Source organism: Tenacibaculum adriaticum (assembly GCF_008124875.1).
Lineage (GTDB): Bacteria > Bacteroidota > Bacteroidia > Flavobacteriales > Flavobacteriaceae > Polaribacter > Polaribacter adriaticus.
Genome location: NZ_VNIA01000002.1, coordinates 274,336 through 287,635, shown reverse-complemented (window position 1 = coordinate 287,635; position 13,300 = coordinate 274,336). Strand labels below are relative to the sequence as shown.

The 13,300-nt window shown below is 31.4% G+C and carries 15 protein-coding genes; 13 read left to right on the top strand and 2 right to left on the bottom strand.

The window, feature by feature from the left end:
- Positions 1 to 53: 53 nt before the first annotated feature.
- Entirely contained in the window at positions 54 to 1,784 is a 1,731-nt protein-coding gene (locus C7447_RS06835; protein ID WP_148869768.1) for an APC family permease, read from the bottom strand.
- Between the two features lie 106 nt (positions 1,785 to 1,890).
- Here C7447_RS06835 and C7447_RS06830 point away from each other — a divergent pair, with 106 nt between their 5' ends.
- The 11 genes from C7447_RS06830 (at position 1,891) to pstB (ending at position 11,037) form a co-directional block, all read left to right on the top strand.
- A complete protein-coding gene (locus tag C7447_RS06830; RefSeq protein WP_148869767.1) occupies positions 1,891 to 2,598 on the top strand; it encodes a DUF1003 domain-containing protein in 708 nt (235 codons plus the stop codon).
- Positions 2,582 to 3,355, top strand: coding sequence for a patatin-like phospholipase family protein (locus C7447_RS06825; protein ID WP_148869766.1), 774 nt, complete (start codon positions 2,582 to 2,584; stop codon positions 3,353 to 3,355). The genes C7447_RS06830 and C7447_RS06825 overlap by 17 nt, the downstream gene beginning before the upstream one ends.
- 42 nt (positions 3,356 to 3,397) lie before the next feature.
- The gene (locus tag C7447_RS06820) at positions 3,398 to 3,970 is read left to right on the top strand and encodes a Crp/Fnr family transcriptional regulator (RefSeq protein ID WP_148869765.1); all 573 of its coding nucleotides are present in this window, start codon (positions 3,398 to 3,400) and stop codon (positions 3,968 to 3,970) included.
- Between the two features lie 85 nt (positions 3,971 to 4,055).
- Positions 4,056 to 5,174 (top strand): alkene reductase, encoded by a 1,119-nt coding sequence (locus C7447_RS06815; RefSeq protein ID WP_148869764.1) that lies wholly within the window; start codon positions 4,056 to 4,058, stop codon positions 5,172 to 5,174.
- A gap of 3 nt (positions 5,175 to 5,177) precedes the next feature.
- On the top strand, positions 5,178 to 6,020 hold the full coding sequence (locus C7447_RS06810; protein WP_148869763.1) for a dienelactone hydrolase family protein: 843 nt from the start codon (positions 5,178 to 5,180) through the stop codon (positions 6,018 to 6,020).
- A gap of 11 nt (positions 6,021 to 6,031) precedes the next feature.
- Complete coding sequence (locus tag C7447_RS06805; RefSeq protein ID WP_148869762.1) at positions 6,032 to 6,454, top strand: OsmC family protein; 423 nt, start codon at positions 6,032 to 6,034, stop codon at positions 6,452 to 6,454.
- Between the two features lie 7 nt (positions 6,455 to 6,461).
- Entirely contained in the window at positions 6,462 to 7,520 is a 1,059-nt protein-coding gene (locus C7447_RS06800; RefSeq protein WP_148869761.1) for an NAD(P)-dependent alcohol dehydrogenase, read from the top strand.
- A 154-nt stretch (positions 7,521 to 7,674) separates the two neighbouring features.
- Positions 7,675 to 8,550 (top strand): phosphate ABC transporter substrate-binding protein, encoded by an 876-nt coding sequence (locus tag C7447_RS06795; RefSeq protein ID WP_148869760.1) that lies wholly within the window; start codon positions 7,675 to 7,677, stop codon positions 8,548 to 8,550.
- A gap of 1 nt (position 8,551) precedes the next feature.
- The gene (gene pstC, locus C7447_RS06790) at positions 8,552 to 9,427 is read left to right on the top strand and encodes a phosphate ABC transporter permease subunit PstC (protein ID WP_148869759.1); all 876 of its coding nucleotides are present in this window, start codon (positions 8,552 to 8,554) and stop codon (positions 9,425 to 9,427) included.
- The gene (pstA, locus tag C7447_RS06785; protein WP_148869758.1) at positions 9,424 to 10,275 is read left to right on the top strand and encodes a phosphate ABC transporter permease PstA; all 852 of its coding nucleotides are present in this window, start codon (positions 9,424 to 9,426) and stop codon (positions 10,273 to 10,275) included. Before pstC ends, pstA begins: the two co-directional genes overlap by 4 nt.
- A gap of 9 nt (positions 10,276 to 10,284) precedes the next feature.
- Positions 10,285 to 11,037 (top strand): phosphate ABC transporter ATP-binding protein PstB, encoded by a 753-nt coding sequence (gene pstB / locus C7447_RS06780; RefSeq protein ID WP_148869757.1) that lies wholly within the window; start codon positions 10,285 to 10,287, stop codon positions 11,035 to 11,037.
- Between the two features lie 4 nt (positions 11,038 to 11,041).
- On the opposite strand, the gene C7447_RS06775 is transcribed toward pstB, so the two are convergent.
- On the bottom strand, positions 11,042 to 11,491 hold the full coding sequence (locus C7447_RS06775) for a DUF2721 domain-containing protein (RefSeq protein ID WP_211354904.1): 450 nt from the start codon (positions 11,489 to 11,491) through the stop codon (positions 11,042 to 11,044).
- A gap of 130 nt (positions 11,492 to 11,621) precedes the next feature.
- Between C7447_RS06775 and C7447_RS06770 the strand changes: the two genes are divergently transcribed.
- A complete protein-coding gene (locus C7447_RS06770; RefSeq protein ID WP_148870167.1) occupies positions 11,622 to 12,275 on the top strand; it encodes a metal-dependent transcriptional regulator in 654 nt (217 codons plus the stop codon).
- Positions 12,275 to 13,297, top strand: coding sequence for a metal-dependent transcriptional regulator (locus C7447_RS06765; RefSeq protein ID WP_148869756.1), 1,023 nt, complete (start codon positions 12,275 to 12,277; stop codon positions 13,295 to 13,297). The genes C7447_RS06770 and C7447_RS06765 overlap by 1 nt, the downstream gene beginning before the upstream one ends.
- Positions 13,298 to 13,300: the final 3 nt, after the last annotated feature.

Here is a 13,300-nt window from a genome sequence, read left to right as displayed (position 1 = left end):
TTAAACCCCAAATAATATGTCAGTATTAACTTTTAATATGTGTTGTATTGCGATTATATAATCAATCTAACTTCACCAAGTTCTTGTAGTTTATAAGGGAATTTGTCTCCAGGAGACCCTATAAACATAAAGTTTACAGGGATATTCCATCGTTTAGAGAGCTCTTTTATTTTTTCAGGCCCAAATTTACCTTCTTCTTCAATAAATTCAATTACAATATCTGGGTAGGCTCTATCTAACACTTCAATATCTTTTTTAAGATTAGAAGGAGTTTTTTGATTTTCTTTTAAGAGAGTAACAATTTTTAATTTTCTAGTTTCTTCATTGTCAGTAATATATTGCAAAACTTTATTTAAAGTAGCTACATCATCTCGTTTTGTAAAGAAAACAAATTCTTGAGCATTAATTTTTCGGATAGCAACATTAATTTTTCTCTTTGTTGTTTTGAAAATCGACTTATTGGAAGGTGTTAAATAATCAAGAAATAATAAAACTCCTTTTAAAATTGGTGTACGATACAACATAAAACCTACTACTAAAATAGTCGGAAATAAATATCTTAAAAAAATAGTTAAATATTCTGGGTTTAGTATTACGTTTCCTATTAGTGCTATAATAATTCCTAAAATAGCGACAATAAGAGCAATCCAGCCTGTACTTTCTGGTCGAGGCAATTTACTTCTATTAATTTTTAACAACATATTACCGATACCAAACAAAATCATCACTCCTAAAAAGGCAATAGTATATACGCCAGCAAGAGCTTCTAAATCTCCTTCTGTAATTACTAGTATAGATACAGAAAGTAAAAAAAAAGCAATAAAAATAAGGTAAGAGCTACCCTTTTTGTTCTTTTTTAATAATATGTTAGGTAAAATGCGATCTAAAGCCATACGCTCTACCAATCCACCAACACCAATATAAGATGTTAAAACAGCTCCGCTTAAAACTAAGACAGCATCGATTGAAACTAAATAAAAAAGCCAATTTCCACCAGTTAAATTCCCCATAAAAGATAATAACGTTTCTTCATTAGTTTCTATAGTTGCTAATGGTATGATTGATAAGGCCAAAAAAGCCAGTAAGGGATTAAAAACGGTAACAATAATCCACATATTTTTTAAGGTTTTCGGGAAAACACCTTTTTGTTGCTCTTCAACATAATTAGCTGAACTTTCAAAGCCACTAATGCCCAACATTGCTGCAGCAAACCCGAAAAACAAAGCCTTCATAATTCCGCCTTCTACAGGAGCTTTAAAATTTTCAGTAAGAATTTCAAAACCATTATAAAATAAGAAGTAAATACTAAAAAAACAAAGTATTACCAAAGAGCTTAAATGAAATAAAAAGATAACAACAGCTACTTTAGAAGACTCTCCAATACCTTTAATTACGAGTCCCATAAAAATAAAAAGTAATAGAATTGTTGTTATTAAAACAGGTACAGAACTCCATAAACTATGAGCATATTTTACAGCTTCACTAGCAGAAATTACAGCCGTGGCCATATACGAAAGAATAGTTAAAGAAGCTGCAAAGGAAGCTGTAGATTTTTTAGTAGTATTAAGCAAAGCGTTATATGCACCCCCATTTAAAGGTAAAGCGCCAACTACTTCGCCGTAAATTTTTCTAAATAAGTATAGGATTATTGAAACAATAAGTAACGAAATCCAAGCATATTGACCTGCATAAACGATTGCTAAAGCAGAAACATACAAACATGAAGAACTTATATCATTACCACAAATAGCTGTCGCAGCGAGTTGATTAAGTTTTTTTTTCATTAGTAAGAAAATTGAAAATAGAAAACAAAGGTATAATAGTTATTTTTTTTTATGAAGTTTTTATAACTAATTATTAATTAAATTTAGTCTTTTAAAATTAACCTAAATGAAAACATTCATTAGTAATTTATCTAAAAAAGAGTTTCCCGAGAGCGAAAAAATTCATGCAAAGACTATTAGGAAGTCCATTTTTGAAATAATCCAAAAAGATGACGCTAGTTTTAATAGACATAGCTTTATATCTTTAACTGAATTAAACCAATACCGTCAAAAATACCTTGCTAATTATTTAATTAGTGAAGTGGGAGAGTTGAATGAGTTAGAAGAAGATGTTTTAAAGACTATTCAAAATCATGAAACTATCTCTGCTAAAATTGAAGATGATTCTGAAGTTAAAAATTTCACCTACGGTCAACTGTTGGCAGACAAAATAGCTTCTTTTGGGGGTAGTTGGAAATTCATTATCATTTTTACCCTTTTTATTTTCGTTTGGATAACAAGCAACATCCTATTTTTAGTGAATAAAGACTTTGATCCTTATCCGTTTATACTTCTTAATTTAATTTTATCCTGTTTAGCGGCTTTACAAGCACCAGTAATTATGATGAGTCAGAACAGACAAGAAGAAAAAGACAGGGAAAGAGGTAAGCAAGATTATATGATTAATTTAAAGTCTGAATTAGAAATACGAATGTTACACGAAAAAATAGACCATTTAATAATACACCAACAACAAGAATTGTTAAACATTCAACAAGTTCAGGTAGAAATGATGGAAGATATAATGAAACAAATAAATGGCACAAAAAAATGATAAAAATATAGGTATAGTACTTTCTGGCGGTGGTGCCAGAGCAGCTGCTCATATAGGTGTTTTACAAGCTTTAAATGAAAATAATGTTTATCCATCCCGCATTTCTGGCACAAGTGCTGGCGCTTTAATAGGTGCTTTGTATTGTGCTGGCTATACTCCTTTAGAAATTTTAGAATTAGCTAAAAGCAAATCTTTTTTAAAGATATTTAGAATTGGTTTTAATAATAGGGGGCTTACAGAAATGACACGTTTAAAAGATTTTTTAAATAAACATATAACAAATGATTTTAATGAATTAAAAATACCATTATACATTTCTGTAACAAATTTAAATCTAGGTAATTTTGAAATAAAATCGTCTGGTAATTTAATTGAGTATATCTCAGCAACCTGTGCAGTTCCACTACTATTTAGACCTATTAAAATTGAAGATCATTTATATGTTGATGGTGGATTACTTAATAATTTACCTGTAGAACCTCTTATAAATACTTGCGATAAAATTATAGGGGTAAGTGTAAACTCGCATCAATACAAAGAAGAGATAAAGGGAGTATTGCAAATTACAGAACGTTGTTTACATCTAGCTGTTTGGAATACGATACAAGAACGCCTAAAGAAATGTGATATAGCTATAGAGTTAGATAAACCTTTTAATTATAGTGTATTTTCTTTAAGTAAAACAGATGAACTATTTAAAGCAGGATACGATATCACTATAAGTAAAATGGATTTCATTTTAAAATCATTAAATTAATAACATATAAAATCAAGTATTACTCATTTACCCAATTCTAAAATGTTAGAGGCTATAAAAGACCATATTCATAAATATATAACTTTATCTGAAAAAGATTTACTCTTATTTACATCTAAATTAACTGAAGTAAATATAGCTAAACGTAAATTTTTATTACAACCAGACACCCATGTAAAGCACGAGTATTTTGTAATTAAAGGCTGTTTAAAAGCTTATTATATTGACGATAAAGGTAGCAGACATATACTGCAATTTGCTATTGAAAATTGGTGGATTGGAGATTTTGATGCCTTTTATGGTGATGTCCCTTCTAAACTATATATAGAAGCTATTGAAGACTCTATGTTGTTAGCAATTAATTATAAAGATCTTCAACAGCTTTTTAAAGAAGCCCCCATTTTTGAACGTTATTTTAGAATTTTGGTAACGAATGCTTTTATAGCACAACGTAAACGTATATTATCTACGCTAGAAAAAGATGCAAAAGAGCGCTATTTAGAGTTTTGTACGACTTATCCTAATATAGAAAATAGAGTCCCTAATTATCACATTGCAAATTACTTAGGTATTTCTGCTGAAAGTATCAGCCGGATTAGAAGGAAGATGAAATAATAAAATTCATCTTGATATAGGTCAATATTTTTGATACAACTATGGTGTAAATTTGTAGTAATTATTAATCAAAAAAAAACACCCTATGAGCAAGCAACCATTATTAGAGCCATACCATAAAAACTTAAACCTAAAAAATAGAGTTGTTATGGCGCCTATGACTAGAAGTAGAGCGAACAATGAAGGTAATATACCAACCGATGACCTTCAAGGTTTGTATTATGAACAACGAGCATCTGCTGGATTAATTATTACAGAAGGATCACAAGTATCTGAAAGAGCTGTTGGATATATTAATACTCCAGGCATTTATTCTGAAGCACAAGTAGAAGGTTGGAAAAAAGTAACAAAACGAGTACATGATAAGGGTGGGAAAATTTTCATCCAATTATGGCATGTAGGAAGAATGTCTCATCCAGATTTTCATAATGGTAAATTGCCATTGGCACCATCTGCAATTAACCCTAATGCACAGTCTTACACACCTCAAGGTTTTAAGGATACCGTTGCGCCAGAAGCAATGACTTCAGAAGATATTAAAACTACAATTAAAGATTTTAAAAATGCTGCAGCAAATGCAGTAAAAGCAGGTTTTGATGGTGTAGAAATACATTCTTCCAACGGCTATTTATTTCATCAATTTTTCAACAAAACTTCTAATACTAGAAAAGACAAATATGGTGGTAGTATAGAAAACAGAGCGCGTTTTTTCTTTGAAGTACTAGACGCCATAAAACAAGTTATACCAGAGCAAAAAATAGGAGCTAGATTTAATCCTTCTCTGAATGGTGTTTTCGGAATAACGATGGATGAAGAGACTATACCGACATTTGAATACATCATAAAAAAAATAAACGATTACGATTTAGCGTATATCCATTTATCAGAACCGTTTACAGATGTTTCAAATATTCCTTATGCGGTTACCGATATCGCAAAACATTTCAGACCTTTATACAAAGGAACTTTAATAATTAATTCAGCTTTTGATCAAGAAAAAGGAAATAAGGTAATTGCCTCCGGAGAAGCAGACTTAGTAGCTTTTGGGAAACCTTATATTTCTAATCCTGATTTGGTAGAACGCTTTGAAAATAATCTTGAATTAGCAGCTTGGGATAATAATACTTTTTACACCACAGGTACAAAAGGATATACAGATTACCCGAAATTAGGTAAAAACAAAATGTCTAATCAAAATAAATAACTTATGAAAAAACTAACATTAACACTAGCAGTATTAGTCTTTACTATATTATTTATAGCTTGTAAAGAACAATCTAAAAAATCTGATACAACTGAAGTTTCTAAAATCACAGCTATTGAATTGGAAGGAAAAGAAGTTCATTATAGTACGGATAGTACACAAATGAAAGGGTATATCGTCTATAATAAAAACCTAGATAAAAAACGTCCTGGTATTCTTGTAGTACACGAGTGGTGGGGACATAATGATTACACACGTAAAAGGGCCAATATGCTTGCAGAACTTGGTTATACCGCAATTGCTGTTGATATGTATGGTGATGGAAAACAAGCGGCACATCCAGCAGATGCAGGTAAATTTTCAGGTATGGTAATGAAAAATATCAGCGAAGCAAAAGCTCGTTTTGATGCAGCTATAAAAGTCTTAAAAAATCATCCCTCGGTAAACAAAGATAAAATAGCAGCTATCGGCTATTGTTTTGGAGGGAGTGTGGTTCTAACAATGGCAAACGCTGGTGAAGATTTAGCGGCTGTTGCAGCTTTTCACAGTGGTGTACAATTACCTATTATGCCAAACGATAAATTAAAAGCAAAGGTATTAGTAGCTAATGGAGCAGCAGATCCTTTTGTTTCACCAGAATCTGTCGTTAATTTTAAACATATGATGGATAGCATTCATGCAGATTATAAATATGTAACTTATGAAGGAGCAAAACATGCTTATACCAGTAAAGATGCAACTGCGTTGGGTAAAAAATTTAATTTACCTTTAGAATATAACGCTGAAGCTGATGCCAAATCATGGCAGGAACTACAAGACTTATTAAGCGAAACATTTAACAAATAAAACTAGCAATTATGAAATTTACAAGACACGCTAATGCTCAGTGGAAAGGTAGCGGGAAAGAGGGTAAAGGAATATTAACAACAGCAAGCAAAGTACTTAATAATACGGCTTATTCGTTTCATACACGATTTGAAGATGGTAAAAAAGGCACCAATCCAGAAGAGTTAGTGGGAGCAGCACATGCGGGTTGCTTTGCAATGCAATTAAGTTTTTTATTAGGTGAAGAAAACTTTACCCCAAAATCTTTAGATGTAAGCGCCACAGTGACTTTTCAAGATGGAAGTATTACAAATATCACTTTAAATTTAGAAGGAAATATACCAGAAATAGATGCTGAAAAATTTCAACAAATAGCACATAAAGCAAAAGAAATTTGTCCAATTTCTAAGTTATTAAATACGGAAATTGAATTAAAAGTAACTTTAACTAATTAATAAAAACATGCAAAAAACAATTATAAAAGCCTATGGATCTTTAGCGTCAAATAAAGATTTAAAACCTTTAGATATTGAACGAAGAAGTGTTGGGCAAGAAGATGTAAAAATAGAAATTGACTATTGTGGCGTTTGTCATAGTGATATCCATACCGTTAGAAACGATTGGAAAGGTTCTGTATACCCTGTGGTTCCTGGCCATGAAATCATTGGAAGAGTCACCAAAGTTGGTGCTCATGTAAAAAATTACAAAGTAGGAGATATTGTAGGTGTAGGATGTTTGGTAGATTCTTGTCATACGTGTTCATCTTGTAAAAACAATTTAGAACAGTTTTGTGAAAATGGAGCCACATTTACCTATAATAGTGCAGATAAACACATGCCAAAACAACAAACTTACGGTGGATATTCTACAGATATAGTAGTAGATCAACAATTTGTTTTAAAAGTACCTGAAAACATAGATGCAGCTGCAGCAGCACCTTTATTATGTGCAGGTATTACTACGTGGTCTCCTTTACGTCATTGGAACGTTAAAAAAGGAGATAAAGTAGGGATTGTTGGTCTTGGCGGATTAGGACACATGGGGGTTAAGTTTGCTAATGCTTTGGGTGCTCATGTAGTGATGATAACTACTTCTCCAGATAAAGGTAGAGATGCTAAAACGTTAGGTGCACATGAAGTGTTAGTCTCTAAAAACCAAGAGGATATGGCGAAACACCGAGGGAGTTTTGATTTTATACTCAATACAATTCCTGTAGGTCATGAAATGGATCCTTATATTGGGTTGTTAAAAATAGACGCTACTATGGTATTGGTTGGAGCAGTAGAACCTTTAAAGCCTTTTCATGGAGGAGGTATTATTATGGGCCGTAAGCGTATTGCTGGTTCTTTAATTGGAGGTATTAAAGAAACCCAAGAAATGTTAGATTTTTGCGGAAAACATAATATTGTTTCAGATATAGAGCTTATTAATATGGAAGATATTAACAAGGCTTATGATCGAGTTACCAGTTCGGATGTAAAATATCGTTTTGTAATTGATATGGCATCTCTTAAGAATTAGAATTTTTGATACATACACTAAAAAAAACTAGCATACAAAACAAGTATGCTAGTTTTTTTATGGGTAATAAAAGCGGGTATTTAACATTTACTTTAAATACATTTAACTTTAGCTTATAATCCAAGCGGTATATTTAGTATTTATATACGTATAAATGAAACAATTTTGGATTTTTATAGTATTATGTTGTTTAGGATGCCAAAAGCGTAATATTAAAACCATTGTGGTTAGAGGATCAGATACCGAGGTTAATTTGGTACTAATGTTGGCAGAATCATATATGAGTACACATCCTGATGTTTCTATAGCGGTTACAGGAGGAGGTTCAGGAACTGGTATTGCTGCGCTCATTAATAAAAAAACAGATATTGCCAACTCTTCACGGGCGTTTAAACCTATTGAAATTAAGCTTGCTAAAGAACGAAATGTAGATGTCACACCTATTATTTTTGCTGTAGATGCTTTATCATTTATAGTTAATGAATCTTCAGTAATTGATAGTTTGTCCTTAACTCAAGCTCAAGAGATCTATACAGGAAAAATTACTAATTGGTCTATAATAGGAGGAAAAGATCAAGAAATTTCTTTGTATGGTAGACAAAGTAATTCCGGAACATATTCATTCATTCAAGAACACATACTTAAAGGTGATTATTCTTTACATATGAAACAAATGAACGGAACGTCTCAAATTATCGAAAATATTAAAAATGATGTAGCGGGGATAGGATATGTTGGGATTGGATATATCATCAATGAAGGAGGTCAAGTTATTGATGGAATTAAAGTTCTAAAAATTTATACAGACAATCAACATAAAGCCATTACACCTGTGAATTCTGATAATATTCATAACGGGACTTATCCAATTGTAAGACCTTTATATCAATATTTAGATGGCAAACCAACCGATGAACTCAAAAACTTTATAGTGTATGAATTAAGTGCTGAAGGACAAAAAATTATTAGTAAAAATGGATATTTTCCAATTACTGAAGCAAATAAAACTATAAATAATAAATGTTTATAAAATGAACAGAAATCGTGTTGATAGTATTTTTATAATTCTATTTCGTATTTCAGGATTTTTAGCCGTTATTATCTTGTTTGGAATTTTTTTTATGTTGGTGTTCAATGGTATTTGGGCATTTAAAGAAGTTAGCTTAACAGAGTTCTTCACCTCTTCAAGTTGGTCACCAAGTGCCTATGATAAACCTGAATATGGTATTTTATCAATGGTCGCAAGTTCCATTTTAGTTACCTTTTTAGCAATGCTTATTGCTGTACCAATTGGAGTAGGAGCAGCTGCATATCTTGTAGAGTTTGCTTCAACTAAAGTGGCTTCTATTTTAAAACCAGCTATTGAAATGCTTGCTGCTATTCCATCAGTTACTATCGGTTTTTTAGGTATTGTTCTCGTTGGACCTTTTCTGGCAAAATTGTTTGGCTCCTCAAACGGATTGAATGCTTTAAATGGAGCCATACTTCTGGCTGTAATGGCTTTGCCAACAATTATTTCCATTTCTGAAGATGCAATGTATGCAGTACCTAAGACCTATAAAGAAGCTTCTTTAGCTTTAGGAGCAAATAGATGGGAAACGTTGGTAAAAGTAATTATTCCTTCAGGATCCTCTGGAATCATAGCGGCTATTATGTTAGGAATGGGGCGAGTTATAGGTGAGACAATGGCTGTTTTAATGGCTACAGGAAATGCTTTAGCGATGCCTAAAGGTATATTCAGTTCGGTGCAACCCTTAACAGCTACTATAGCCATTGAAATGGGTGAAGTACCATATAATACAATACATTATTACAGTTTATTTGCTTTAGGAGTTATCCTCTTTTTAATCACATTGGTAATTAATGTATTAGCCGATATCATCACGCAACGATTTAAAGTAAAATGAAAACAACTAAAAAAGTATATTATAGCTTAGGTTTTCTATTTGTGTTGTTTTGTACAATTTTAAGTGTAAGTACTTTAGGTGTTATTCTAATAGATATTTTCTCTAAAGGGATTTCGGTTTTGAGTTTTGATTTCATCTTCGATTATCCCAGAAAAGGAATGACTGAAGGTGGTATTTTTCCGGCTATAGTAGGCACAACGTTTGTTACATTAATCACGGCGATCTTTTCGATTCCATTAGGTATTTCAACAGCAATTTATTTAAACGAATATGCCAAAAACACTTGGTTTACACGTATCATACGTTCATCTATTCGTAATTTAGCAGGTGTACCATCAATAGTCTATGGGTTGTTTGGGGTAGCCTTATTTGTTCAAGCCTTTAGAATGGGTACATCATTGTTGGCATCTGGGTTAACGCTAGGACTTTTATCATTACCTTATATTATAACGGCAACAGAAGAAGCACTAAAAACGGTTCCGGAAAACATTAAAGAAGGTGCTTTGGCTTTAGGAGCTACAAAATGGGAAACTATTTTTAAAATTATAGTACCTGCTTCAATGTCTGGAATTATTACAGGAATCATCTTAGCACTATCCAGAGCAACAGGAGAAACAGCTCCCATTTTATTTACAGGTGTGTTCTTTTACCAGCGGTTTTTACCAACATCACTATTTGATGAATTTATGGCTTTACCATATCATTTGTTTATTCTTTCAACGCAACATCACAATATAGAAGGAGTTCGTCCATTGGCTTATGGTACTGCATTGGTATTATTAATTTTAGTGTTTGTATTAAACTTGGTAGCTTTCATAATTCGTGCTAAATACAGAAAACAATTTTAAATAGGGTATATGTCTAAATTAAAAATCCAGAATATTTCGCTCAAATTTGGGTCAAAGCAAGTGTTAAATGACATTAGTTTTGAAGTAAAACCGAATTCTATAGTCGCGTTAATTGGTCCTTCTGGTTGTGGTAAATCCACATTATTGAGATGCATCAATCGTATGCACGATCATAATGATAATGCAACAATTAAAGGCTCTATTATTTTAGATGGAGAAAATATATATGATAAAAAACAAGATGTTAATAATATAAGACAGCGCATTGGGATGGTGTTTCAAAAACCAAACCCTTTTCCAAAGTCCATTGCCCACAATATTGAATTCGGACTTAAAATCAATGGGCTTAAGGACAAAAAAAAGATAAGAAAGAAAATAAAAAAAAGTTTAGAAGATGCTTTTTTATGGGATGAAGTAAAAGATAAATTATCAGAATCTGCCTTATCCCTTTCTGGTGGGCAACAACAACGATTATGCATTGCTCGTTGTATTGCTATTTCACCGGAAGTCATTTTAATGGATGAACCAACATCTGCATTAGATCCTATTGCAACTCAAAACATTGAAAAACTGATCGTTAAACTCAAAAAAGAGTACACTATTATTATCGTTACACATAATATGCAGCAGGCACAACGCATTTCAGATAAAATTGCGATGTTGTATTTAGGAGATTTAATAGAGTTTAGCGATACTAAACACTTTTTTAAACACCCTAAACATGAGCTAGCTAAACAGTATGTGAGTGGTGAGTTCGGTTAAAAAATTAATTAATATTCTTTGTCTCAATCTGAAGGATTTTATAGCCCAATCGTACTTCTTTTGCAGCATAAAAAACACCGCAGAATACCGAAAAAAGTCCAATAATAAATATGATTAAGGCCATTACAGAAGGTAAAAATGCTTTTCCGTTAATAAAATAAATTCCTAAAAAAAAAGTTGAAAAAATAAACATAGCAATACCAACGGTATAAAACCATACTGCGTTTCTAATAATTCTAATTCTTTCAATAAGTAAACGTAATTGTACTAAAATACTATCCTTTCTCTCATTATTATTTTTATCTAATTCCCTGATCTCATTGTTTAATGTCCTTATACGATTAGCAACTAATGAATATTTGTTATTCATTCCCAATAATAAAAGACCACATGCAGAAATCATAATACCGGGAGCCAGCATTCCTTTAATTATTTCAATTATTGTTTCGTTCATCAATATATTTCTAAGCTATTACTAAAATATATAAAAAGTATAAACAAATCTAATCTGATTTAAAGATTGTTATATTAATGTTTTTAGATAAGTCTAAAAATATTTTGTAAATTTGTAAAAAATAATAATGATGCTATCTCAAACAGAAGAAAACTATCTAAAAGAAATTTATTCATTAGAAGAACTGGTTCAGAAAGAAGTTAGTACCAATTCTATAGCAGAAAAAATGCAAACTAAAGCATCTTCTGTTACAGATATGCTTCAAAAACTATCTAATAAAAAGCTAGTTATTTATAAGAAGTATAAAGGAACTCGACTTTCAGAAAAAGGGAAAACGAAAGCAATATTAATCATAAGAAAACATCGTCTTTGGGAAACTTTTTTAGTTGAAAAGCTTAATTTTCCTTGGGATGAAGTACATGATATAGCAGAACAATTAGAACATATAAAGTCAGAAAAGTTAACCAATAGATTAGACGCTTTTTTAGAATATCCGACATTAGATCCACATGGGGACCCAATTCCGAATGTGAATGGTAAAATCATTAAAGTAAACAGTGTTATACTTGCTGATTTAAAAATTAAAGAAGAAGGTGTTTTTGTAGGAGTAAAGGATTCTTCTGATGATTTTCTAAGATATTTAAATAAAAAGAACATCGCTATTGGAGATAAAATAAAAGTGCTTGAAATAGAGCCTTTTGATAACTCATTTAAAATTGATAATAATTCAACAGAGTTAATTATTTCAGAAAGTGTAGCCAAGAATTTATATATAAAAAACTGATGAATACATATAACCCTATAACTGCATTACTCATATTTTTTACTATATCAGTATTTCTATATCTTTTGTTTAGACCTAATAAAGGCTGGTTTTGGCTCATTAAAGCAAATTCTAAGTCAAATGGGAAGATAGTTGTTGAAGATATTTTAAAACTGTTATATCATAACGAAAACGCAGACAAGCATCTAAACATTAATGATATCGTAAGAACTTTAAAAAATAGTGATGATCTAATTCTTGAGTCTATAAATAAAATGGCTACTCACGAACTTGTTACTATAGAAAGTGATATGGTAAAATTAACTCAATCTGGAAGTGATTATGCATTACGTATTGTTAGAGCACATAGATTGTGGGAAAAATTTTTAGCAGAAAAAACAGGTTTTGATGAAGTAGAATGGCATGAAAGAGCAGAAAGAAAAGAACATGAATTGACTAAGGATGAGACAGATCTTTTAGCATCTAAACTTGGAAATCCACAATTTGACCCTCATGGAGACCCTATACCAACAAATACGGGTAAAATTGCAAAAATTAAAGGAAATGTACTTTCAGAATTAAATGTTGATACCATTGGTAGAATTATACATATAAAAGACAAACCAGACATTGTTTATAAACAAATACTTGCTGAAAACATTCATATTGGATCTTTAATTCGTGTGGTTGAAAAAAATGCCTCTAGAATTGTATTTCATTCAGAAGGAGAATCTTTTGTCTTAGCACCTATAATAGCAGGTAATATTACAGTTTCTATATTAGAAAAAGATGTTGTAGTAGAAGAAAACTTAGCTCGATTATCTATTTTAAAAGCAGGAGAAACAGCAAAAATTATAGGTATTTCTAAAGAAATTAGAGGAGACAGTCGAAGAAGGTTGTTAGATTTAGGCTTTGTAAAAGGAGCGGATGTGAGTATAGATTTGTTAAATCCGCTAGGCGACCCTAAAGCCTTTTTAATAAAAGGAACAAGCATTGCTTTGCGAACCAATCAAGCATCAAAAATTTTAATAAAAAAAGTATAACTC

What these genes read in the sequence shown, in the direction of transcription:
- pstA (WP_148869758.1), top strand. Translation starts at nt 9,424, where the DNA reads ATGAAAACAACTAAAAAAGTATATTATAGCTTAGGTTTTCTATTTGTG.
- C7447_RS06795 (WP_148869760.1), top strand. Translation starts at nt 7,675, where the DNA reads ATGAAACAATTTTGGATTTTTATAGTATTATGTTGTTTAGGATGCCAA.
- C7447_RS06765 (WP_148869756.1), top strand. Translation starts at nt 12,275, where the DNA reads ATGAATACATATAACCCTATAACTGCATTACTCATATTTTTTACTATA.
- C7447_RS06830 (WP_148869767.1), top strand. Translation starts at nt 1,891, where the DNA reads ATGAAAACATTCATTAGTAATTTATCTAAAAAAGAGTTTCCCGAGAGC.
- C7447_RS06815 (WP_148869764.1), top strand. Translation starts at nt 4,056, where the DNA reads ATGAGCAAGCAACCATTATTAGAGCCATACCATAAAAACTTAAACCTA.
- C7447_RS06835 (WP_148869768.1), bottom strand. Translation starts at nt 1,784, where the DNA reads ATGAAAAAAAAACTTAATCAACTCGCTGCGACAGCTATTTGTGGTAAT.
- C7447_RS06825 (WP_148869766.1), top strand. Translation starts at nt 2,582, where the DNA reads ATGGCACAAAAAAATGATAAAAATATAGGTATAGTACTTTCTGGCGGT.
- C7447_RS06770 (WP_148870167.1), top strand. Translation starts at nt 11,622, where the DNA reads ATGCTATCTCAAACAGAAGAAAACTATCTAAAAGAAATTTATTCATTA.
- pstB (WP_148869757.1), top strand. Translation starts at nt 10,285, where the DNA reads ATGTCTAAATTAAAAATCCAGAATATTTCGCTCAAATTTGGGTCAAAG.
- C7447_RS06820 (WP_148869765.1), top strand. Translation starts at nt 3,398, where the DNA reads ATGTTAGAGGCTATAAAAGACCATATTCATAAATATATAACTTTATCT.
- C7447_RS06800 (WP_148869761.1), top strand. Translation starts at nt 6,462, where the DNA reads ATGCAAAAAACAATTATAAAAGCCTATGGATCTTTAGCGTCAAATAAA.
- pstC (WP_148869759.1), top strand. Translation starts at nt 8,552, where the DNA reads ATGAACAGAAATCGTGTTGATAGTATTTTTATAATTCTATTTCGTATT.
- C7447_RS06805 (WP_148869762.1), top strand. Translation starts at nt 6,032, where the DNA reads ATGAAATTTACAAGACACGCTAATGCTCAGTGGAAAGGTAGCGGGAAA.
- C7447_RS06810 (WP_148869763.1), top strand. Translation starts at nt 5,178, where the DNA reads ATGAAAAAACTAACATTAACACTAGCAGTATTAGTCTTTACTATATTA.
- C7447_RS06775 (WP_211354904.1), bottom strand. Translation starts at nt 11,491, where the DNA reads ATGAACGAAACAATAATTGAAATAATTAAAGGAATGCTGGCTCCCGGT.